This window comes from Fulvivirga marina, assembly GCF_016775155.1.
Classification (GTDB): domain Bacteria; phylum Bacteroidota; class Bacteroidia; order Cytophagales; family Cyclobacteriaceae; genus Fulvivirga; species Fulvivirga marina.
On the sequence record NZ_JAEUGD010000031.1, the window covers coordinates 123,411 to 146,593 of the forward strand.

16 protein-coding genes are annotated in these 23,183 nt (G+C 38.6%); 2 read left to right on the forward strand and 14 right to left on the reverse strand.

All coding sequences use genetic code 11. The features are described 5' to 3' along the window. Positions 1-2: 2 nt before the first annotated feature. From nadD to JMN32_RS09560, 4 genes are read right to left on the reverse strand one after another with little or no spacing between them, the layout of a single operon-like run. Complete coding sequence (nadD, locus tag JMN32_RS09545; RefSeq protein ID WP_202856088.1) at positions 3-575, reverse strand: nicotinate (nicotinamide) nucleotide adenylyltransferase; 573 nt, start codon at positions 573-575, stop codon at positions 3-5. A 39-nt stretch (positions 576-614) separates the two neighbouring features. Beyond that, positions 615-1,202 (reverse strand): guanylate kinase, encoded by a 588-nt coding sequence (gmk, locus tag JMN32_RS09550; protein ID WP_202856089.1) that lies wholly within the window; start codon positions 1,200-1,202, stop codon positions 615-617. Between the two features lie 3 nt (positions 1,203-1,205). Next, positions 1,206-1,502 carry an anti-sigma factor gene (locus tag JMN32_RS09555; RefSeq protein WP_202856090.1) on the reverse strand — a complete coding sequence of 99 codons (297 nt, stop codon included), beginning with the start codon at positions 1,500-1,502 and terminating at the stop codon, positions 1,206-1,208. A 7-nt stretch (positions 1,503-1,509) separates the two neighbouring features. Continuing rightward, entirely contained in the window at positions 1,510-2,091 is a 582-nt protein-coding gene (locus tag JMN32_RS09560; protein WP_202856091.1) for a sigma-70 family RNA polymerase sigma factor, read from the reverse strand. 244 nt (positions 2,092-2,335) lie between these two features. Here JMN32_RS09560 and JMN32_RS09565 point away from each other — a divergent pair, with 244 nt between their 5' ends. Beyond that, positions 2,336-3,058 (forward strand): lipopolysaccharide core heptose(II) kinase RfaY, encoded by a 723-nt coding sequence (locus JMN32_RS09565; protein WP_202856092.1) that lies wholly within the window; start codon positions 2,336-2,338, stop codon positions 3,056-3,058. On the opposite strand, the gene JMN32_RS09570 is transcribed toward JMN32_RS09565, so the two are convergent. After that, on the reverse strand, positions 3,038-4,525 hold the full coding sequence (locus tag JMN32_RS09570; protein ID WP_202856093.1) for an ArnT family glycosyltransferase: 1,488 nt from the start codon (positions 4,523-4,525) through the stop codon (positions 3,038-3,040). The two genes, JMN32_RS09565 and JMN32_RS09570, sit on opposite strands and share 21 nt — an antisense overlap. A gap of 58 nt (positions 4,526-4,583) precedes the next feature. Here JMN32_RS09570 and JMN32_RS09575 point away from each other — a divergent pair, with 58 nt between their 5' ends. Then, on the forward strand, positions 4,584-6,176 hold the full coding sequence (locus JMN32_RS09575) for a hypothetical protein (protein ID WP_202856094.1): 1,593 nt from the start codon (positions 4,584-4,586) through the stop codon (positions 6,174-6,176). Here the strand turns inward: JMN32_RS09575 and JMN32_RS09580 are convergent. Genes JMN32_RS09580 through JMN32_RS09620 form a run of 9 tightly spaced genes read right to left on the reverse strand, consistent with a single transcriptional unit; the run spans position 6,173 to position 23,179 of the window. Further along, positions 6,173-7,318: a zinc metalloprotease gene (locus tag JMN32_RS09580; protein WP_202856095.1), complete on the reverse strand. Its 1,146-nt coding sequence runs from the start codon at positions 7,316-7,318 to the stop codon at positions 6,173-6,175. The genes JMN32_RS09575 and JMN32_RS09580 overlap by 4 nt on opposite strands. A 23-nt stretch (positions 7,319-7,341) precedes the next feature. Then, on the reverse strand, positions 7,342-10,152 hold the full coding sequence (locus tag JMN32_RS09585) for a PKD domain-containing protein (RefSeq protein WP_202856096.1): 2,811 nt from the start codon (positions 10,150-10,152) through the stop codon (positions 7,342-7,344). Positions 10,153-10,201: 49 nt separating this feature from the next. Further along, complete coding sequence (locus JMN32_RS09590; RefSeq protein ID WP_202856097.1) at positions 10,202-11,053, reverse strand: phage baseplate protein; 852 nt, start codon at positions 11,051-11,053, stop codon at positions 10,202-10,204. 30 nt (positions 11,054-11,083) lie between these two features. After that, the gene (locus JMN32_RS09595; RefSeq protein ID WP_238354411.1) at positions 11,084-13,063 is read right to left on the reverse strand and encodes a fibronectin type III domain-containing protein; all 1,980 of its coding nucleotides are present in this window, start codon (positions 13,061-13,063) and stop codon (positions 11,084-11,086) included. Positions 13,064-13,110: 47 nt separating this feature from the next. Next, complete coding sequence (locus JMN32_RS09600) at positions 13,111-13,587, reverse strand: hypothetical protein (protein WP_202856099.1); 477 nt, start codon at positions 13,585-13,587, stop codon at positions 13,111-13,113. Then, positions 13,587-14,492 (reverse strand): hypothetical protein, encoded by a 906-nt coding sequence (locus JMN32_RS09605; protein ID WP_202856100.1) that lies wholly within the window; start codon positions 14,490-14,492, stop codon positions 13,587-13,589. Before JMN32_RS09605 ends, JMN32_RS09600 begins: the two co-directional genes overlap by 1 nt. A 20-nt stretch (positions 14,493-14,512) precedes the next feature. Further along, positions 14,513-16,783 carry a hypothetical protein gene (locus JMN32_RS09610; protein WP_202856101.1) on the reverse strand — a complete coding sequence of 757 codons (2,271 nt, stop codon included), beginning with the start codon at positions 16,781-16,783 and terminating at the stop codon, positions 14,513-14,515. Next, on the reverse strand, positions 16,746-18,206 hold the full coding sequence (locus tag JMN32_RS09615; RefSeq protein WP_202856102.1) for a hypothetical protein: 1,461 nt from the start codon (positions 18,204-18,206) through the stop codon (positions 16,746-16,748). The genes JMN32_RS09610 and JMN32_RS09615 overlap by 38 nt, the downstream gene beginning before the upstream one ends. Then, entirely contained in the window at positions 18,203-23,179 is a 4,977-nt protein-coding gene (locus tag JMN32_RS09620) for a methyl-accepting chemotaxis protein (protein WP_202856103.1), read from the reverse strand. The genes JMN32_RS09615 and JMN32_RS09620 overlap by 4 nt, the downstream gene beginning before the upstream one ends. Positions 23,180-23,183: the final 4 nt, after the last annotated feature.

Below are 23,183 nucleotides of genomic sequence, written 5' to 3' on the forward strand. Positions count from 1 at the left end.
TGTTACATATAAAACTTTTTTCCACGAATCATCTCTTCAACGCTATCAGGAACAAGATATTTAACAGATTGTCCTTTTTTTACACAATTTCTAATGAAGGTAGCCGATATATCAAGCATGGGTGCCTCCACCATTCTTACATTGGGATGACCCTTAACTTCAGAAGGCTTCGAATTTGGCCTGGGGTAAACATAAAGCCCATACTGATCCAGTATTTTATCATGATTTTTCCACTTGGGGAAACTTTTAAGGTTATCCTCTCCTATGATCAGTTTAAACGAATAGTCAGGATGCTTTTCAGTTAGATATACCAAGGTATCTATGGTATAACTTGGCCTGGGCATATTAAACTCAATATCTATAGCCCTAAGGTTATAATTATCAAAAATTGCGGAGTTAACCATATCAAACCGATCAAACTCATGTAAAAGTGATCTTCTCTTCTTGAATGGATTTTGTGGAGACACTACAAACCACACCTTGTCAATATCCGTCGTTTCCACCATTACATTGGCAATAATGAGATGCCCAATATGAACCGGATTAAACGACCCAAAAAACAAACCGATCTTCATGTAAAGATTTTTTCTGTATTCAGACTCTACGCAAAACTGTTATATAGCCTTTACGTCTGAATTGATGAAATTATCGACTAATTCTTCTGCTTTTTTCAAAGACTCATCAAGATCTTTATTGATGAGGGTAACATCAAATTTATCTTCAAATGTCATCTCAAACTTCGCCTTAAATACTCTTTGCGACAGGCTGTTTTCTGTCTCAGTCTGGCGATCCATCAAGCGATCTTTGAGTTCATCTATGGAAGGTACCTTTACAAAAACTGCCAGTGCTCTTTCTCCAAAATATTCCTTTAAGTGCAACCCACCTTTGACATCCACATCAAAAATTACATGTCTACCTTCCTGCCAGATTCTTTCAACCTCCGACTTTAACGTACCATAGAAGTTACCAGCATATACTTCCTCCCACTCTATGAACTCTTCATTATCGATTTTCCTCTTAAAATCTCCAGGGGTGAGAAAGTAATAGTCCTTGCCATTCTCTTCATTTCGTCCACGTTTATCCCTTGTACAAGCGGATATCGAAAACCCTAGCTTAGGGTTGGTGGCCAATAAATGTTTTACAATAGTTGTTTTACCCGATCCGGATGGAGCGGAAAAGATAATAGCTTTACCGTTATGCATTATTTATTCTTCAGCGCCTTGAAATACTTTGGACTTGATCTGGTCTACAAGGTCACTGGGTACCTCTTTATCGTAACATTTTTGCTTTATCAACTCTTTGATAGCCTTATCAACGTTATAGATCTCATAGTAAGGCATGCAGTTCTCAATATGTTTTTTGAAATATTCCTGCTCTTTAGGACCGGCTTCTTCATCAAGAACCAGATTAAGTATCTTCAGACACTCCTTATGGTCTGGCTGAACGCCTTGAGCGTTCCTTGACGAACTTTCGTCAAATGAATCTGTAGAGGATAATCCCATAAACTATCTAATTTTTGTATCCCATTTTTTTTGCATAATCGCTGAGCCTCTCTTTCAAGAGGTTTCTCGCTCTGTGTAATCTGGATCTTACTGTACCTATGGGAATATCCAAAATTTTGGCCATCTCATCATACTTAAAGCCTTCCAGGTCACAAAGAATAATAACTGTCCTAAAATCAACATCCAGGGAATTAAGCGCATTGGAGATTTCATCTCCAATCATATCCTGTACCGTCTCAATACGCAAATCCGTGGTTATAGATTGATCAACATCTTCAGAGTTATAAAAAGTTTCAACCTCCTGATAATCCACCTTAGAAGGCTGTTTACTTTTCTTCCTAAAGTCGTTAATAAAGCTGTTTTTCAGTATTCGAAACAACCACGCTTTGGCATTAGTTCCTTTTTCAAACGATTCGATAAACCTGTACGCTTTGAGATATGTATCCTGTACCAGGTCTTTGGCATCATCTTCATCAAAAGTTAACCTGTAAGCAAAGTTATACATTGAATCTATATGAGGGAGAAACTCCTTTTCAAAGGTCTTTTCCTTCTCTTTTTGCGAATAACTTTGTCTTCTAGTCTCGGACATTGGGTCAAAAATAATAATTATGGATTAATTTATGGTCTAATATCTGTTATTACTTTCCTATACGTAAACCATTTCTTTTTGTGTCTAATATATACGCAATTAAAACTGGTCATAGATGTCTCTTATTTTGTTTCAGACAATTCACCATAATGAGAACAACGAAATAAGCATTTGGTTAAGTGCTTCTTAGAAATTAGGAAATATTACAGGAATTCAAAATGACAAGAATCATTAGCTTTGTCCGATGAAAATCACATCACGCACTTATGGCAATCACCAATGGAGAATACTCAGTTCTCCTGAAAACATAGCTCTATTTGAGGTAATTGCTCAAAAAAAGTATGCGTTGATAAACCCGCTGAAACAACACCATCGGAGCCTTGTATACCACATTGAAATCAATGGCAAGGCATATGTATTAAAAGTACCTCTGGAAAAGAATAAGAGGAAGTGGATCCGGTTCACCACACTTTTCAGAGACGGTGAAGCCTTCAAAAACATAAAAGGAATGCTTAAGTATGAGGAGCTTGGCTTGCATACTACCAAGCCTGTTTTAGCTGCCGAAAAACGAGTATCCGGAATGGTAACAGACTCGTGGTTACTCTACGAATACCTTGATGGTGAACCTTGTCTGGATCACGAAGAGTATTACCCTTTGGTGATCGATGAATTGAAGTTGATCCATGAACGTGGCTATCTTCACGGAGATCCTCAGATACGTAATTTTTTATTCAAAGACGGAAACATTTTCGTTATTGACAGCAACCCAAAACCAATAGGTCTTACTGGCTTTTCTCGTGCTTACGAATTTGCCTACCTCAGAAAAAGTGCTCCGGGTATAGAAAAGTATTTCGGAGAAATCAATGATTGGTGGCTTTACCGCCTGGCTTACTGGTACGACATCTATGAAAGGAAATTTGTACGCACCAGAAGAAAAATAAAGAAACTAATTCTTTTTAAGAACTAGGTATTCCTCAGTCCGGAAGTACTCTTTATAATAAGGGCTTTTAGTTATTTCCCATTCTTTAAACCAAGGAAAGTTCTTGTCATTTTTTCTTTTGGTGTCAACCACAATATAATCCATCCCGAACTCTGCAGCTATTGTCATTAACTCTTTCTGAGACAGCTTACGTTTCTCCTGATCTTCGATATATTCATATGTTTTGAAAGAGCATATTTCATAATCACCAATACCATTATAAATAAACTCCCACGGTGCCAGAATTCTTGAACAGGGCTCCAATCGAGCCAGTAATTGCTCATGTGACGCTACAAAATCGCTATTCTTGCCATATATTTTGACAAACGACATTCCTGCAAAAACAAAATGCGCCACAACAGCAATCGTTAAAGCTGTTTTTACCACAACTGATTTTGAATCTCGCAAGTGATAAATCACTAATCCGGTAATCATCACCATAAATGGCATCAGATACACGAGGTAACGTGGGCTATGACCACTTGTAAACACACCAACCGTGATTATCAGAATAATTGTATATGCCAACAACCTGTAATACTGTTGCTTTAACAACCTAAACCTCGTAATAAGCGCCAATATGAAAAGTCCACTAACACCCCATACATCCTGATCCCAGAAGTAACGTTTGTGCTCATTAAGCAGACGTGCAATATTATTCCATATAATACCAAATATACCTCCCTCAATCTTCTCCCCAAACGAATCCTGGTGAGTTGGCCAGTGCTGCATTTGGTACTTGTAAGTTTCGATGCTATCCATATCCCATAGGCCAATTGAATAAATGGAGCATACCAAACCTGTAGTTACAGAATAAATAACCAGCCCCTTCCACTGCCTGAAAAACAGTAAAAACAAAAATCCCGCAATCGGAAATACCAGAGCATTAAGGTGTGTAAGAAAAGCCAACCCGGCAAACACTGCCCCTAATATGTAACGCTCTACTTTTTTATTTTCGATCGATTGGTATAAAAAAACGAATGACAAAAAGCCCAAAGTCATTACCATCACTTCGGGTCTGAACATAAAACTTCTATGAATTAGCTCAGGAATGCCCAAAAACAGCACTAAAATCAAAAGCGCCAATTGACTCGAGTTATTCAGGTATTGCTTGCTAAAGCGATAAACAAAGTAAATGCACGCAAGAAAAAGTAAAAAAATGAAGGTCTTAAATATATAAACATTCCAGCCAAAAAGAGTGATCAGCAAAGCTCCGGTCCAAACAAACAACTTATGAAAAATAAGCATGTCACTGGACCAGTTAAAAACCCCCGGCATGCTTTTCAATTTCACATTTCCTTCTTTCACAAGCCAGTAGGCCTGCTCTCCAAACCATGGCTCATCCTGCTGAAGGTATCTGTGGTAAAGGCTGATTAAATACAGGATTGCTAGTAAGCTTATGATACTAATCAGGAACTTCCTTGAAAAAAAAGTGTTGTGAAATCTTTCGATCATAGGAAAGTAATATATTTGACCCTTCTTTTTAACTTCATGCTTTTGAGGATATGCAATTATGAGAAATTATTTGGCAAAACCATTTGTTTGGGGAACGGTTTTATTTTTGGTAATTGTGTTGGTACAGCTTACCCTATCATTTGATAAAAATGGGGGACGCTTAATATATCCAATTGATGACACTTATATTCATATAGCCATAGCCCGGAATTTCGTTGAATTCGGACAATGGGGAATAAGCAAATATGAATTTTCCTCTACATCTTCTTCTCTGCTATTTGGCTTAGTACTGGCATTTTTCTTTAAATTATTTGGAGCGGTAGAGATTATACCGTTATTGCTTAATATCCTTTTCTCTATTGGTTTAATCTATACCGCAGAACGATATCTTAGCAGTCAGAAAATAGATAAATATATAATTATCATCACATCAATATGTCTGGTGGTGTTTACGCCACTAACGTCCATGGCCGTTAGCGGTATGGAGCATACTCTTCACATAGTCCTTACTATATGCTTTGTATTTGAGGGTTCAAGAATCCTTTCAAAAGAAAATATTACGTTTAAAGACATAGTACTTGTTTCAATTTTAGGTGTGTTAATTGCCATGGTTAGGTATGAGGGACTTTTTCTCATTGCCACATTTAGTACAATTTTCTTTTTAAGAGGATACTATATCAAAAGTATCGTCTTTTGTTTAATCGCCATTAGCCCAGTTATCATATTTGGACTTATATCGATAGAACAGGGTGCATATTTTTTACCCAATACTATTATTGCTAAAAGTAATGCCGGAGAACTCTCCGACAATAAATTATGGGATTTTATATATAAAACAGGTGATAAATTCCTATATCATATAAGCCGGTTGTACCTTACGGTGCCTATCGTATTGTTATCATTTATTTTATACTATGAACGTAAGCAAAAATGGTCATTAATTTACTATACAGCCTTAATGACTCTGGCAGCTATTTTACTTCATTCTGCTTTTGCCAGTGTCGGAAGGTTCTTCAGATATGAAGCATACCTGATGGCCCTATCTGTTTTTTCCATTGCATTGTGGGTCGGGTTGCACAAAGAGAACATAGCTGCTTATTTTAAGAACTATCCCTATCGTACAGTTTTAATAGTTCTATTATTGATGGCACCTGCTGTAAAAAGATCATATAGAAGTATAGGTCGTACAGTGCAGGCTACTCATAATATTCATGATCAGCAAATTCAGATGGCGCAGTTCCTCAATCAAAACTACAGTGAGGCCACCGTTATGGCCAATGATATAGGTGCCATCGCTTTTTTTAACCCTGACCTGAAGGTTATCGACATGGTCGGACTTGGAACACTTCAAACTCTTGACCTGATAAGAAAATCAAACAGTGATCAGGAAATGAGACATGGCTATCAAAAAATCGCTAAGGAAAACCACGCCAGCCTTGCATTAATATATGATCATTGGTTTGAAGGACAAATTCCTGAACAATGGAAAAAAACTTTTACATGGACTATAACGAATAATGTCATTTGCGGGGGGACTACAGTTTCATTTTATGCCACTGATCCGAAAGAAGTTGATGAGTTAATGAAAAGTAATAATAATTATTCTTTGCCAGATGATGTAGAAGTAAAAAAATTAGACTTAAGTAATTAAGGAATAATTAACTTAGACACTGTATACCCATGTTGCCCCTCTATATGAATAAGTAGCATACTTCCGGAAATGTCATTTGATAAGGGGATGTTTATTGTTTTTCTTCCAACTCTTTTTTTATCTACAAATACTAACCCTGTCAAATTAACTATTTTATAAGCATAAATTAATTGACTGGAATTAATCACAATTTCATTTCCGGCAAAATGAATTTTCACCATCTGTTTATCAATATTCTTTGAAGATAAAACTATTGATGAAGTAATTACATCCGATCTAAATTTTTTGAGGTTTTCATGCATTAGTAAGGCCTGACCTTTAGTAAATAAATTCATACAACTATCATCTGAAAGATCCATGAAATTCTGAACCATATCAAGAGTACCGCAGCTTGTTTTACCTAAATCACATCCGGCAGACGGCGCTTCTTGTAAGGGGGTATCGGAAAGTCCATCATCAACATCACAGGACTGCCCGTCTCCCCATAGATGGGTCAACCCCAACCAATGCCCTATTTCATGAGTAGCGGTCCTTCCCTGACTATATTCCTCTGCCAAGTTTCCTTGAGTTCCAAATGCCTTATAATCAATCGCCACGCCATCCACTAATGAATCCGTACCAGGAAACGTGCCGAATCCATAAAAGCTATCAGCTAAATTCGTAACATAGATATTTAAGTACCTTCTGGTGTCCCATACATTTTTACCCCCCAATGAATCAAAAAACAAACTGTTATCACCCTCAAAAAAAGGCTTATCTGTAAAAGTTCGGGTAATTCCATTAGTACTATAACCAAGGGGGTCCGAACTGGCCAGCTTAAAAAGTATTCCGGCATCTGCTGCCACTGACTTAAAAACTTCCAATGTTAAGGAGGCATCTGTATTTAACCTGCGGTAATCCCTGTTAAGCGCATTAATTTGAGAGTGAATTTGTTCATCAGGAATGTTTTGTTCGTCAGTTGAATATACAACATGAACAACCACATTTATAGTTAAAACTTCATTTTCTAAACGTGTTGATCCATGCCCATGCTTATAAGCATTGTTAATGGGCTGTTCCTGCTGAACGAGACATCTTGACTTCTGCCCATACACAAAGCATGGGACAATTAGTAGAATAACGCCACAAATCCGATTTAGCATTACCATCATTGAACATAACAAGCTCACAAATTAACAAACCTAAATACTTTGCTCTTACCTGAAAACAATACCTTTAGATAGTATACTCCAGGAGAAAAAGTACTGACATCAAAGCTGATGGTAGCTTCTTCAAGAGAGGTATCCCTTATTTCCAAAGCCCTTCCCCAAGAATCATATATACCTATTTGAACTTTACTCTGCTTATTTAAGGTAATATCCAGATTTAATTCACCGTGTGTTGGGTTTGGATAAAGACCTGTTTTTAAAATCTCTGTAAAGAGCAATACTTCATCCTCCACTTGCTGCCTTAATAACCTGACAGTAATTGTTTTAATTCTGGTACTATTGCATTGTCCATCACTAACGATCAAACTGGCATCATAACTCCCCTCCGTTAGATATACATGATATGGATCAGACTCAAAACTAGATACTCCATCTCCAAATGACCACTCATAACTTGCGGGTGACGGGTAGGACAGATCAATAAACTGCAAAGTATCGCCGACATCAACAATGCTTGATGCCAAAAACCGGGCAGTTATTGGCTTCGGATCATTTATAACATTAATGGTATCTTTCATTATACAACCGCTGCTTCCTTCAACAGTCACAAAATATTGGCCAATACTACTCACCTCTAATACGTTTTGAGATGAAATTACGCCCGATAGTGAACTCCACTCGTATAATGCCTTTTCAAAAAATGGCACCTCAAGCAACAAATTACTATTTACACATATTTTAACAGTATCCGGCAGATCGAAAGTTAAATCAACTATCTCAACTTCATCTCTAGCCAAACATCCCAGGGCATTAGTGACCTCAACCCAGTATGTGCCAGAATTGACCGCATTGAGTATCCTGTTTGTTGATCCGTCAGACCATAGGTACGTACTTCCCAAATTCCCGGCGTCCAGGCTTATACTCTCTCCATTACAGATGCCTTTATCCGCCCCTAAGTCAACCATCGGTTGATTTTCTGCATTTAAGCAATCACCAAATTCACAAGATTGTATTATAACAGTATGTGTTGCAGATTTTGTACACCCAAAGTTTGTTGATGCATCTAAGGTAACCTGATATGTTCCACTGTTCGTATATACTTTTTCAGGATGAATATCTGATGAAGACGTTCCATCCCCGAAGTCCCAGGTAAAGTTTAAACCTCCTGAAGAAATAGTAGTATTATTTGCGAAGAAAACAGGCTCATCAGCGCAGGCCGCTGTATAATCAAAGTCAACAACAGGAGCTTCATATATCTGAATTTGCTCCTGTATCACATCAGAGCACCCAGCATTGCTTACTACTTCAAGGCTTACTGTATACACTCCTTCCAACAAATATGAATGCGATGGATTCTGAAGTGATGAAGTTTTCCCATCACCAAAATCCCAGGAAAAAGAAAGACCATTGGTACTTAAAATAGTTGAATCTACGTCTGATAAGTTCTGAAAGACCACGTTTTCCCCCATACAGGCATTGTTCACAGAAAACGCTGCTATTGGATAAGGCGCCACATAAACATCCATAAGTTCAATATCAGAACAACCATACTCACTCTCTGTGGTCAGTTCAACTGTATACTTTCCGGGAGAAGGATATTCATACTGCGGGTTCATTTGTGCCGATATATCCGTATCGGTCATTGGGTCACCAAAATTCCAACTATGGGTAAGATTTCCTTCTCCTGAAGAGGTATTGGTAAAAGAGGTTGTTTCGCCTATACAAACAATAGCAGATGTAAAGGAAGAAGATGGAATTTGCCTTTCGATTAATTGAATAGTATCTGAATTTTCACAACCACTCTGGTTACTAACAACCACACTATAGGTTCCTGAACTTGAAACTGATATGATTTGTGTTGTCTCCCCTGTAGACCATAAATAAGTATTTCCGGGATTACCTGCATCAAGCACAATATTATCCCCAGCACAAAAGTTGACCACGGGTTCTCCCAAATCTACAGTTGGTGCTGAGGAACAGTTAGCATCTGCCAGGGTAAGCCATACAGCATTAGTAAGATTCTGACCCGTAACTTCAATAATATTTGAAGCTGTATTGATTATTCCTCCCAACTTTTCCCAGGTAGTTCCGTTATCTGAAGATGAATATATTGCAAGGTCACTTTCAGCAATTCCATTCAGCTCTGGGGTCAAATAAGAAAATTTCAAGCTTTGAATAAAATCTCCTCCAATCAACTGCACTTTATACATTCTTGCAATACTCCCATCAGACACACTGGCAGTTGATGTATGTAATCGCTGAATGATAGTTCCTCCGCTGATATCACCTTCAAGGTACAATCCCAAACCTCCAAGACTTTCTGAAAATGATGGATTCGAATTTACAACATAATTAAGATAACCACTTCCGGTGCTGTATATTCTGTTGTTATCGGTTTCTAATTCCAATACACCACTAAACCCCAAATCAATAAAACTATTGTTAAGGTTCAGACTTCCGTTGGAAAGAGACAAATTATTCTCTACAGATATATTTCTTTGAAGATTAACAGTGCCTGCAGATTTATTTAAATTCAGATCATAGAAAGTTAATTGCGAGTTCCCTGAAATAGCCTGATCCATTGACCCATTCATTATGACCATTCCATTATTATCAAGAAAAAGCTCAAAACCCGAATTGTTAAGTATATCACCAGTAATCCTGACCTCCCCAACATTTGTAACTTGAGGATCAAAATTAGCATTAAGGGATCGAGGTTCATTTTGATAGTCTCCCTGTATGTTAAGGCTGGTACCAGGCAATATATAAATAGCGGCACCCTCATTGTACAGAGTTGACTGTGCATGTACCAGAGCTGTACAAAGCAAGCACAACAAAGTAGTTTGAAAAATAATATTTCCCTTCACTGATAATGCTTCAAAGTTTCATAATAAAAGCCAACACATAATAGGGAGGACGATTTTCATGGGCTTGGCTTGAGCCTGCGGTCGCAGTAGCTCCAAGTATAGTATGCGTATGTGAACCAGCTGTACTTGTAGTTGGATCGGCTATATTAAAACCATTTTGACCCGTTGGAGAATATACAACGTTAGATCCTCCCGCGCCATGTTGATCCATAGGCACGGTGTGAGTATGATTTCCTGCAGCTTGGGTATATAGAGTTCCATTGCCATGGCTATGGCTAGGCATTTGAGACTGTGTTAAGGTGACAGACTCACTACCACCTGTCTTTCCGTTTGTGGCTCCTCCTGTACTTCTATTTCCAGGTTGATTATAATCTGTAACCGAAGGATTGTAACCAATAATAAATCGACCTCGCAAATCCGGTGTACCATTGGTTCCGTTACATAATGCCCAACCTGTAGGAGGTGTACTCCCGGACCACATAATTATTCCTCCTTTTGGAACCGGGCCATTTCCTGAAGCATTTAGCCCGTAGCTGGTAGCACTGACCTCACCTGTCACATTAACATCTCCTGTATGACTTATATCACTGCTACCGGCACTTCGTACCATTTCATTGAGAGCAAACCAACCCGCATTGTAAAAATAAAATCGACTTTCATCCTTATTATAAACCAGTAAGCCCTCAGCCGGAGAACTAATGAGTGTCATTTCTGCACTCGTCATCCTTGGAATCAAAATTCCTTTATCATTAGCATTTATATCCAAAATTGACGATGGATCTGGATTAGGATTGTTAACCCCAACCTGCCCAAACAACACTGAAGTAAATAAATACGCACATAAAAAAAGTAATGTTCTCATACTAAAAAAATATTTTTAATCCTGTAATTTTCATTCAATTAGTTCAGCTATTATGCCTGACTTAATAACCTCGCCATCATTTTGGTAACACCTCACCTCATATTTATATGTATGGCCTTCTGACAAATCTTTGTCACGATATTGCATATCTTTTAACAAACCTGTTACAGGTCGTAAAGTATTTTCCGCCTCTCCTTTGTAGATAATAAATCCTTTACATTCTTTTCCTTCGTATTCCCAGATGATATCCAGTTGCTTCTTCCGCTTATTATATTTCAGCTTTACCTCCTTAAATTTGCCGCTTACCTGTTTTATAGCAATCTCCGCTTTCATCACATTCGAAAATTCTGAGGCATTTCCACTACTATCTACAGCCTGTAGCCGATAGCTAAAATTACCTCCCGTTGATGCTTTAATCTTATAAATGTTTTCAGAAGCTGGGATCTCTGCAACGGCATTCCATAGATCTCTTTCCTTTGAACTTTGGAGCACATACCCTTTTACATCTGGTTCAGGGTTTTTAAGCCAAAGGATTTCAATGGAGTCACCTGACACTAGCACTTGTTTGATAAAGGGTTTTACCGGTGCCGTGACATCCGGCATTCTGGCTCTGACGACTTTTGATGGTTCACTTCTGTTGTATGAAGTATCCACTGCCACAATTTTATATAGAAATGTATTTTTAGCATTCTTAGGCAATGTTTGAGTAAAAACGTTCCCTTTTAAAGGTTGGGAATTTAAAAGCACATAATTCTTACTGTCATTTTCATTAACTGTTCTAAAAATTAAGTACCCTCTCAAGTCAGGTTCTTCATTGGCTGCCCACGATAAAACAAACTTCCCTGTGTCTGACTTTATTGTAACACCTTCAGGTGATGCAGGAGGAATCACATCTTGAACTTCAACATAAACCGGGGAAGACACCCCTTCATTCCCAGCATAATCCACAGAGGCTACAGTGTAATAATAATTACCCGGGTAAGCTACCTGATCGAAAAACACCGTATCTGAATGAGCCAGTAAATTAGAATTTACCAAATCATACGGCCCGTCAGAGAGTACGCTTCTATATACATTGAAACCGGCCAGGTCTTCTTCCGGAACAATATCCCAGGACACCTGAATATTTAATGTATCCACTTTTCTAAGTAAATTAACAGGTGCTTTAGGTGGAGTCACGTCCTCGACCTGAACTTCTACCGTCTCAGAGCGTTGAGTTTCACCTCCAAAGAAGTCCGTTCCGGCTATTTGATATTTATAAATCACGCCCTGACGCAAGCTATCATCCCGGTACATTATACCAGATTGAGGGGCATTGGCATCTTCGTTTTCGGAAAGCACAATAGGCCGGCCATTTAGTTTTATTTCTTTACCATCTATTGATGATGTCCGGTAAACGTTTACCCCATAAAACCGCCCCTCTTCAGCAAGCCATGAAAAATTGGCCGTATAGTCTTCCAAACTTGCCTTAAAGGATTGAACAGGTGCTTCAGCCATATACTCACCGGCCGTTATTTCAGGTGAAGTAGCTAATACCGATTCTTCTCCATTATTAATGATCCGAACCTGGTACTGATAGGTGTCACCCCAATTTATACTCGCATCATCGTACTGTATGCCCAAAAACCGACTGAACTCCATGCTCTGAAATGACTTGATAAATAAATTGATCAACAAAAAGCCCTCCGCCTGTTCCGGATTATCATTCATGATCTCTACCATTACCTCCAGATCCTCATCCTCCTGCAAGGCCTCCATTGACACTGTGCTTTTCTTTAAGACCGGTGTGGAGTTTAGCTTTGTCCATTCATCTTCACTGGACTGTCTGCGGTATACATTAACACCCTCAGGATACCATAGTTGTTCTGTATACCACTTGACGTTGATAACAGGCGACTCCAATGATGTATTGGGTGCGTTCTGTACCAGAACTCTTCCTGTTTGGGCGAAGAGGGAACTAGCAGTTAGAGTTAACAGAATTATCGATAGTATTTTCACAAAAAAATTCATATAATATTTCACCTAAAAAATATTCCCATAACCACTTACATAATTAGCTATAAAGATTTTGATAATTGATTCATTCTAGCCGATGCGTATACTTGGGAATACTTCCCCCAATAATCTTTTATTTTTCTAATGATCCAATCAATATCAGATTCACTTATTTTGGTTTCGTCCAAATAATTTTTTAGTGGTTTGGGAATTTTCGTTTGTAAACTTCTCTTTACTGACATATTAAGCATCTCGTCTAAAACCAAAATGCTCTTATCAGCATTATATAGTTCTCTTAATTCATTTAAGGCATCAATTAACCGTTTCCAACTATTCTTGAAATTCTCAAACTCAAGCAAGCCTTCCTGTATACTAGTTTTATTACCAGTTCTCAATAGCTGCCGACTCTTATTAAGTAACACTATATTTTCCCCTACAGCGGCTCTAAAGTAGTCAAACAAGGGATCCATAATCCTATAAACAACATCAGCCTTACTTAAGCCTGGATTATCTTCTATATATTTAATAATGTGTTTCATTACCTCATTATCTCAAAAATTACCTCATACCCATAGATTCCATCAACATTTTCCGTTAACTTCTTTACTTCCTTTAAATAACCGAACCCTCTGCTTCTGGCATAATCCCCAGTGATTGTTTCAAATACCGCCATGGATTCATCCATCCTTTCCAGTGCCTCCTCGAAACGAATAAGATTAATAGACTTGTTATCGGGAAGATCTGGATATAACTCACTATTTTTCACCCACAAAGCCTTGATACCGTTTACATTATTTCTCCCGAAATGATACAATGCCATATCTAATGCATCTTCCGAAACACCCTTTATTTGTTGGTTATTCATCCCAGTCGGCTTCTTTAAATTACCAATCAAATACCCTTCTTCAGTTAATCCAATTTTCCCAAACATATCTTTACTATTAATATTTGGGCCTGTTTTATATTTAAAACTAAATGTAAGTTCATTGGAGTAACCTGTACCTAAGTCATTATTAGTAGTTTTTTGCATAAAAAATATTCCATCTTGCCTCTCGTAAGTGAGTAATGCATTCTCTTTCTTGATAAAGAGTTTAATTTTCTCCTCAAAACTTAATTTGCCCCCTCCTGTAACTCCATGAACCCACTGTTGCCAGCCTTTATTTTTTATATCAGCTGATACCTGATCCGCCGCCTTTCCGGGATTGTTTTCCAAGTAATTACTTACAAATCGAATATCATCAATTTTATCAGAGAGATCTGTAATTTCAGCATTGTCAAGAACCTCCCAGGCATTAACTAACTTAGCATCCTCATCAATAGCATCCGTAAGCAATTTCCCGGCTTCAGTACTTTCATCAGTGGCGGCTTTAAACCTCTCCCATTGACATTGGCCAAATCCACTAAACGTGATAAGTGTCAGTAAAAAAATAAATAGAACTCTCATACTCTCTTTCCCAAAAACTATTATTTACATTGAAAATTTTTCACCCGTTCTAGCACCTCCGGATTTCTTCTTAAGCGGTCATTTACACCTACTCTATTTAATTGCGTCCAAGCTTCTACCAGTTCAGGAGCCTCATTGTACTTAACCAGTAGCTTATCGTTGGCCAGTATATCATCTAAAAGTTTACTGCTCTCTAGTGGATCTAAGACATCGATATTTGCCAAAAGCTTAGGATTTTTAATATTATCTCGCGCTCCTGGCATTTCCAAAAGCTTAGTAATTTTAACATCATCGACTCTAAAAATTGCAGCGAGATAATATCTATCTGCATCTTTAGGAAAGAGTTTACCTATATTAGAAATGGCTTCTGCACCAAGTCTGGTCAACTTCACCTCTCCACCAGTAGCAAAAGGCACCGCCATTCCGGCAGCATAAAATGATGCATTTGCATAGTCACCCTTAGTCAAACTATAAATCGTTCCTGCAAAATCGAATACTATATCCAATCCCACAACGGAGAATACGACTGAGCCAGCATCAATCACGGTTTCTATCGGATCTGGCACTACCCACAACGCCTCATCGGGAATATTATATTGACTTATAACCTCTGAGCGAAAACCTGTATATTCTTCATAGATATGATTTGAAACAAATTCATGTATATATTCACGGATGTAAGACTCTTTAATATTTTCCTCTATAGCTACATATTTATAATCGCTTAGCTCCCTCTCCTGCTCCATTAACTCGTGATACCTTGTGAAGAAGTGAATATTTGCTGCCCGGTTAAAAGTGGTTGGGTGAGCATTTAGTTCTTTAACTTTTTCATAATATTTATTAGCTACACTAATGTTTTTATCTTCAAAATACCTGAAGGTAAGTACTCTATCTTGCCCGGTAATATACGATGAAGCTGTCTTTTCCACGTATTCAAGTTTGCCATCAAAGCGCATTATAAAGCTCAAAATGGTGTAGGGTTTGGCAAGGCCTGAATAGACTTCATTAAAGTACTCCAGCAAGTCCGTTAATGCTTTGCCATTTCCGTTCTCTCCGTACCCACTATTTCCTGGAAAAGGGAAAAATACATCTTTAACACCTAAAGCCCCTGTATTATATCTAATGCTTGCATCTTCATATACAGTGTATGGTATCGTTATAATTAATTCGGTTTGACTAGCTCCCGCCTCTTTATTTACGTCTTCGCTAAATTTCTTCCAATCAACCTTATCCAAATAATACTCAACTTCCTTAATGATGACATAAATAGAATACTTGCCATCGGTTTCCTGATTAAATGCTTTGATCTTGTCTTCGATATGTTTGGAGTTAGAGGGATTTATTGCATTAAATTTCTCTGAGATACTCACAAATCCGTTTGAACCTTTTAATTGTTTAAATGACGCAACAAACCGGCTTACATCACTGGCGTAATTAGCCGCCTTTTTTTCTTTTGTATCCTCCACATAAGCTGCAAGAGGTTTTTGATTAATAATGGTAAGCTTTGAAGCATCAGCAAGTGTAAATTCATCTGTTGTTTCCGACTGCGGTTCATCTCCTTTATAATCCCTCAACCCCTGTATATAAGCATCCACATGTTTTTCAAACACTTCATTATGATCCTGTCCTGCATATTTAAAAGAAGAAACTTTACCATTCATCTGCTCTTTGAGTCCGGAGAATGCTTTACCGGGATATACTGCACGTTGAAAAGCATGAGTAGGCACAAGATCTTTATCTTCAGTTTTACCGAGGTAATAAAGCGTAAGGGGTGTAATTCCCAAGAGGGCATGCCTTCCTGTTTCATCTTTGGTCAGATCACTCTGATTATATGCAGCTTTAATTGAAGCCTCAATGATTTCCTGCGTGTTAATGGGGGATTCCTTGGTAGCAGAAACTTTTTTTCCATCACTGGAATATCTGAAATCCAAAAGATGCCCATTTAGCAATACATAGAGTGATATTGCATTCTGCTCAGCCAGCTCAACAAGCTTTTTATTTACGCTTTCAGTTTCTGTAACAAACGGCTTCCCAATCGCTTTTACATGTGTCTCCTTGTTCAGAAAGTCGACATCTGACAGGTCTATAATGTAATTATTCTCAGCACTCTTTCCATTACGCTCATTCCAAGTATTTTGAGCTATTTGTTTGTTCAACCTTTCTGTTATGATCTTCACCAGCTCCGGATTGCCATCATTGGCCGTAGCTATGGCAGTAATAAAAGATAACAAAAAGGCTAATCTGTATCGTTTTTTATTCGGCATCTCCTGCAACAATGTTAATTTGTTCATTCACATAGTTTATCACCATGGCTTTAAGCTCTGTTCTGTTCTCTGGCTTGCGGGTCATATTAAGAATCAGATCGGCTATCAGTTCAGGGCTATTGTCCCTAATGCTTTGGGCAAACCGGTTAATGGTCTCCTGATCATCAATAACTCCTGCAAGAAACGTTTCAATATTAATCTCAAGCACAACTCTGGCTGCAGCCAAAAAAAACTGACGATGCGACTCTATCATTGCATTTATATTCTCATCGCCCCTTAAGGCTATCAAATCAGCCTGGGTTCCTTCAAAACTGTCCTCTACCTCCTCAAAATATATAATATTATTATCGCCTTCCTCAGCATTAACCGTAAGCTGATAACCTTCACTCTGTAAATAGGTAGTATGTTGCTGCCCAATCGCCTCTTTCAGCCCCTCTTGCGCCGTGGTTAAAGAATCAATTTTCTCTCTCGCGGCCTGTACTCTTTCCCTAATAACCTCTTTAAGTAATTCCTTTAATATTTCTTCAACATCGAGATTAAACTCCTTCACAATAACATTAACTGAAATAGATCCGTCAGCAGATGAAAGTGTGACCACCTTCTGCCCTACTTCGCTAACATCAACACTCGCTGTCATTCCATCTGGATTAATTACTCCCTCCCACTCTACAGTTTCACTATCTGTTATAGCTCGTAGCAGAATCGGTTCTTCATTTTTCCAGACCTCTATATTATTTCCATGCACATAGTTCTGATCATTGAATCGTAGAGCAAGATTTGGAATCATTGAATTACCCAACAGCTCCTTAATTCTGGTCATTCCCTTAAAAAGCACTTTATTAACAGTTTCTTTAGCACCTGCGGGTGCGGAAAACTCCTGAGAAGTCAATTCGGCATTCATTTGACTTGCAACCTCATTTAGATTTATATCAATTTGTTCACTGCCCGATAGGGTAATCTTCACTTTATATAGGGTAAGTTCATTATTAGGTACAAAAATCACATTGGAAACTATATAAGGAGCATTTTTCGAATCATCCCTTGCCAGTGAGATTTCATTTAACTTTTTAATAGTCCAATGCTGATCTTCTATTAAGCCATACGGATAGAAATTAACAAAAGAAGACTCTTTAAATTCATAAATCTCACTTTGCAACTCTCCATTAAAAAGAAATGCACCCGCTATGTCGCCAAGTTCTGAAGCTCCTTCGGCCAGTCCTTCCAGATCAACACGATCATTCACATCTACATTAGAATAAAGAGAATATACAGTTACCCAATCCCTTAACCGTCTAAAGAGTTTTCTTTTGTCTACAGAGTCTGCAGGTATGATTGAATATGAAACTGACATTGATTTATCAATTATTTCATGCCCTGTATAGGCCTGCCCCCATTCAGGTATCAGTATCAGTGCAAATATCAATATGCTAATGGTTCTATATACCATCATATTTCATGTTCAAGTTCTGCATTGAATTTCAAAGTAACTATGCTAAGCAGCCGCACCCTTCCTTTGAGTGTTCCCATCAACTTAGAGGGTTTGGGTTCAAATATCAGAAGCAAATCTCCCTGGGCATAAAGCTCCAGTACTGAGAAACTCTTCCACTTTTTAAGCTTAAGCTTATAGTTTATCAAAACATTAGCCCAAAGATCAACCCAAACACCGGCACGAAGTAGTGCGAAATCAGGCTTGTAGCGTACCGCAGCAACTACACCAAACGCAATACCCGCATCCAGTGCGACATTGGCTTTAACGACGGCAAAATTCATTGTAGGGCTCTTTGCATAGATAGAGTACTGCACACCAAGCCCCAACTCAGCCTCACTCTGACTAACCATTAACCATCCCGTAGGTGCCCATCCGGCACACCCAGGTTGTACCAGTATCCTGTCATCACGGTTACCGATCTCAACTCTCCACTTCCCGGGTTTGGTATCTACGAGCACCGAAGCATTAGCACAAAGCTGCCCGGGCTTTTTTATCTCGACTTTCCCGTAGCCAATAAAATGTTTCTCTGCTGAGTTATAATGAAAATAAAACTCCCCTTTAACCGCTGCATTTTCATCAATTTTATTGACTTCAGGGGCCTCATTCATTATTTGAATGTTCCCATCAAAAGTAATTGTATAATCTCCACTGGTACGGGTATTCATTTCTCCCGCCACATCGAGACGCATCGTTTTCCCATCGTTGTTAGAGTCGAAGAAGATCAGGTTCAGGTAAGCTCCGTATTTATTTCCTTTATCAGGAAGAATGCTTTTTACCGGATCGTCAATCATATGATGGTAAAATCTTCCGGAAATACCTACTAATTGAGCAGGCCCCATATTAATCGGTTTATCCAAAGGCCGTGCTTCTTTTTGAAGAGCCTCCCCAGGCTTACTGTTATCACCGGGAGGTGTAATCTGGCAGAACCAATAGCCGAAATCGTCTTTTTTACCGTTGATATAAACTGCCTCAAGACCAAATTTTGTGGGTAGTTTAAAATCAAAGCTCATATCCCCACGCCAGATATCTCCGTAGTCCGGATCATCAGCAGTATAAGAAATATACCCTCCAAAGCTTACTATTTTAGTATCTACAGATACAAAAACCGGATCCAGGGCAAAAATATCACGTAAATCAGGGTCCTTAAACTTCTCTCCGACTGTAGCAAAATCTATGGGTACATCTATGCCTGTAACCTGACTGATTGCATTATTTAGCTCATCTCCCAATATTTGCTGAGCCTGATCGGCTAAAGCGGCGGTAAGCAAATCCTCCGCTCCACGTTTTATCCGACCAACTATATCACCTGTATTTATATTGGAAAGTATCTCACTTCCGGTTGAAGAAATCATGCCTGAAACATTATCAAAACTTATTTGCTCAAGCGTTTTATCTCCAATTTCTTTTAAGAGGTCTCCTGTACTACGAGACAACTGCCTCAGTATAGCGTCAATATCCTGACCCTCTAAGGCAGCTACAACGGCATCAGTGCTCTTTTCCTGGATATGGGCATTAATTTTAAGAGCTATGTCCTCAGCAATAAATGTGGTTATAGGTGAAGTAATATTTTGATCTACCGATAATATAACAGCCTGATTAACTTCACTAATTACCGCATTGGCCACTGTCTCTCCTAAATCTTCAATGGCTGGCGATAGATCAACTTTGTCATTTTTTACCGTATTGGCTATCTCTTTGGTAATACCATTGACAAGTGCAGAAACCTTATCTGACACTTCGCTGGTCACTATATCAGTTAGCTCCTTAACTTCACTCCTTATTCTATTATTTACATTGTTTGCTCTGGATGTAATGGAATCCCGGACTTTAGCAGTTAACTCTTCCACTACACGTTCTACCATATCTCTTACCAGCTCCTGCTGCCTGGCATTAAGATGAGACATAATACCACCAATTTCCCTATCCTTCGGGTTTACTATATCACCTCCGGTATATAACTCTGCCGTAACACTTTCAATATTGTTTGTGCTGGAAGAGCCTGAAGTAAGCCTTTGCAAATCATCCTGGACCTTGTTTGTAATTTGAAGCTGTCGTGCATCCAACCTATCTTTCAAGTCTTTTTCCGCGGAAGAATATTCAGCCTGAACCGCCTGGAAATCCACACTACCATCTTCATTAAAAAAGTTTAATTCACCTTCAGCAGCGTATCCTTCCCCGTCTGATGCCACCAGCAAGTCATTGGGCATAATAGTATAAACATTGACGGCAGGAGGGCCGTTATTCCCTGCAACATCATCCCCTAATACTGCTTTTGCTGCTATGGCAAATGAGTAAAGTTCATTAAACCTACCTGCGGCAATGGCATCTATAGTAATATCATATTCGCTTAACTTCCCTATAACCTGATAGTCCAAAGGCCTGACCCCGTTTGGTCTGTCAAAGCCAATACGGTAATCCCCCCAAGCTTTAAAACCCGTTACAGACTGTAGCTCTACACCCATAATGGGCCATTCCAAATCCACAGTCATGTTAATTAACTTCTTATCCTCAAATACACCTCTGGAGATAGTAAGCTTTACTTCCTGTTCACCTTTACCCTCATTAAAAACGTAAGAACTTCCTTCCAATCCTTCAAGGTAACCTGGCTGGATTCCATCATTGGTAATTGATGCTGAAAATTCAAAGCCACTATCAACGCTAAAAACCGGTATTAACAACTCCCCCTGTATATTTCCGGAGTTAACATGATTATCTACAATTTCCAGTTCTATATTTTTCAGATCCGATGGGAATTTATTGAAAGTAGCTTTGTGACCGAAAGATTCGGAAAACTTGAAATCTATACCATCGGCATCAAGAAGAGCCGTGGCCTTATTATCCCGATTCTTGCCAAATTCACTATATACCTCCTGATTTAAGGCAAGCTGAGAGTAATCATCTATAAAACTTTCATAGTATACCTGAAGATCTTCTATAAAAAGTCCTTTCCAGGATTGGTCTGCTTGGTTCTCATAAGCCAGCGTATCTTCAGAAAAATCAAAAACTACAACTTTCGGATGCAAAAATATTCCGGTATTTTCCACCAATAATATATTGTTGAGAAGTGTGAGGGAATCGCTTTTGAAAAAGAACAATTGATTTGTCTCAGGAAAAGGTATGCGAATAGATCCTTTAAAGCTTCCCTTTATTTTTTCCGGAAGTTCAACCTTGCCCTTAAACCTTTGACGGAAGGTGTTATCCTTTATTAGGAAATCTGATTTTTCATCAAGTTGAAGCTCATACCCATAGGGTTCTAATAATTCGAAATTATTGGCATTACTTAAAAGCGCTGACCCTAAGAGAGTAAACCTATCATAGTTTAGCCATGTCCTGACTGATCTTACAACTGCCTTTTCTGTAGAATTTACCGGATGGGGCAAATTCCAGTTAACTTCCCCTTGAATATCAAGGCCTTCCTTGTTGAGCCTTAATTTGCGGGCAAGAAAAACAGCCTCTCCATTTATTTCTTCTTCGGGTGTGAGCTTAATTTTCTTTATTTCAGGATATTCGTAAATAATGTCTCCTTCCTCTAAAACCCAATAACTAGCAATCCTTTTTAGTCTTAGGTTTTCTAATTTAACCTCCAGGCTATCAGTCTTGCTCACTCTGATCTTACCCGTTCCGCTAAAGTTCAATGAATCATTATTAGCAGAAGTTAGCACCCTGACTTTATGAGTTCCTGCATAAAACCAGTCAACGAGGGGTGGGCCTTTAAATGTCCAAACTTCGCTTTTAGCTACTTCCTGATTTTGAGTCATAGCAGTTACCTGCCACGCATAGTCCGCCGCAGGTTTTAGCTTTTTACTAAGCACCACATCCATCCCTCGCTGTGAAAGGGTAGGTGAAGTTACCTGTGAATGCCATAAAGGAGTGCTAACCATTGCTTCTTCAGGTTGCTGCCCTTCTTCAAGGTTGACAATATCAACCCTGTATTTAAATAATTGCTGATCCAGCTTCTTATCAGGCGCAGACCATTTAAAGTACAGCAAATCCTTTTTGCCGAAGAGTTTCCCATTATCAGGTTCCACAAGATCTATTTTCCCTCCTTCAGGATAGCCATAGTGAAACCAGCAAACCTCGCTCAACCCATTATTCTTATAAAGGTCCCTACCACCGATATCCTGGGCCGATATCTGATAGACATATGTCTTTCCTATATCTAAAGGTGGGGCTGAGAGATCATAGATGAAGGACGGGGCCTGCAAAACATCCGACCTGAATATCTCGAGAACTTTTCCATTATTAATTGCTGTAAATGGATCGGCATCAGGGTCGGTAACTTCGTAAACAATCAATCTATACTCAGTTCCTAATGAATTAGGAGATAGTGAATTTGATAATTGCCACTGAAAAGAAATATTTTGTGGTAAAGATGGATCAATAACGGCACCACATAATGGGCTTATAACCTTTGGCGGATCATTTAAATTCAGCCAGGCTGTAGCGCATGAAGTGTTAGAAAGTAATTTACCAGTAGAGTAATCAAGTATTTCAATACAAAAAGTATAAAGACCTTCCGGCAACTTCCCATTTTTGTACACGGTAGCCCCTCCCCCTGAAATAATCATATTATTCGGATTGAGATAACCTGCAAGATCAGCCCCTAAAAGCTGCGTAGTTACACCCGGCACCACTGTAATGGGTTGAGAAGGAAAATAATCAGGCTTGGTTTCCAGACGCAAAGCTGTACTTTCAATGCGAACTCTAAGTTTTACTGTCCAGGTTGGTTCATTAAAATCATTAAAAACAAAACTTGTGCTTAATAGATTACTTCCCGGCTCAATGTAATCGCTAAGGTAAGTCGAGTAAGGAGCATTGACCATGGTACTGGCCGAAACAGGGAATTTCTGCTGCCCAATCAGTTGAGTAACACTCAGTAAGAACAGAAAAAATATTACAGCTAATTTCCCGGGATTATTAATTCTACTAATCATTTTA

What these genes read in the sequence shown, in the direction of transcription:
- nadD (WP_202856088.1), bottom strand. Translation starts at nt 575, where the DNA reads ATGAAGATCGGTTTGTTTTTTGGGTCGTTTAATCCGGTTCATATTGGG.
- gmk (WP_202856089.1), bottom strand. Translation starts at nt 1,202, where the DNA reads ATGCATAACGGTAAAGCTATTATCTTTTCCGCTCCATCCGGATCGGGT.
- JMN32_RS09555 (WP_202856090.1), bottom strand. Translation starts at nt 1,502, where the DNA reads ATGGGATTATCCTCTACAGATTCATTTGACGAAAGTTCGTCAAGGAAC.
- JMN32_RS09560 (WP_202856091.1), bottom strand. Translation starts at nt 2,091, where the DNA reads ATGTCCGAGACTAGAAGACAAAGTTATTCGCAAAAAGAGAAGGAAAAG.
- JMN32_RS09565 (WP_202856092.1), top strand. Translation starts at nt 2,336, where the DNA reads ATGAAAATCACATCACGCACTTATGGCAATCACCAATGGAGAATACTC.
- JMN32_RS09570 (WP_202856093.1), bottom strand. Translation starts at nt 4,525, where the DNA reads ATGATCGAAAGATTTCACAACACTTTTTTTTCAAGGAAGTTCCTGATT.
- JMN32_RS09575 (WP_202856094.1), top strand. Translation starts at nt 4,584, where the DNA reads ATGAGAAATTATTTGGCAAAACCATTTGTTTGGGGAACGGTTTTATTT.
- JMN32_RS09580 (WP_202856095.1), bottom strand. Translation starts at nt 7,318, where the DNA reads ATGCTAAATCGGATTTGTGGCGTTATTCTACTAATTGTCCCATGCTTT.
- JMN32_RS09590 (WP_202856097.1), bottom strand. Translation starts at nt 11,053, where the DNA reads ATGAGAACATTACTTTTTTTATGTGCGTATTTATTTACTTCAGTGTTG.
- JMN32_RS09595 (WP_238354411.1), bottom strand. Translation starts at nt 13,063, where the DNA reads ATGAATTTTTTTGTGAAAATACTATCGATAATTCTGTTAACTCTAACT.
- JMN32_RS09600 (WP_202856099.1), bottom strand. Translation starts at nt 13,587, where the DNA reads ATGAAACACATTATTAAATATATAGAAGATAATCCAGGCTTAAGTAAG.
- JMN32_RS09605 (WP_202856100.1), bottom strand. Translation starts at nt 14,492, where the DNA reads ATGAGAGTTCTATTTATTTTTTTACTGACACTTATCACGTTTAGTGGA.
- JMN32_RS09610 (WP_202856101.1), bottom strand. Translation starts at nt 16,783, where the DNA reads ATGAACAAATTAACATTGTTGCAGGAGATGCCGAATAAAAAACGATAC.
- JMN32_RS09615 (WP_202856102.1), bottom strand. Translation starts at nt 18,206, where the DNA reads ATGATGGTATATAGAACCATTAGCATATTGATATTTGCACTGATACTG.
- JMN32_RS09620 (WP_202856103.1), bottom strand. Translation starts at nt 23,179, where the DNA reads ATGATTAGTAGAATTAATAATCCCGGGAAATTAGCTGTAATATTTTTT.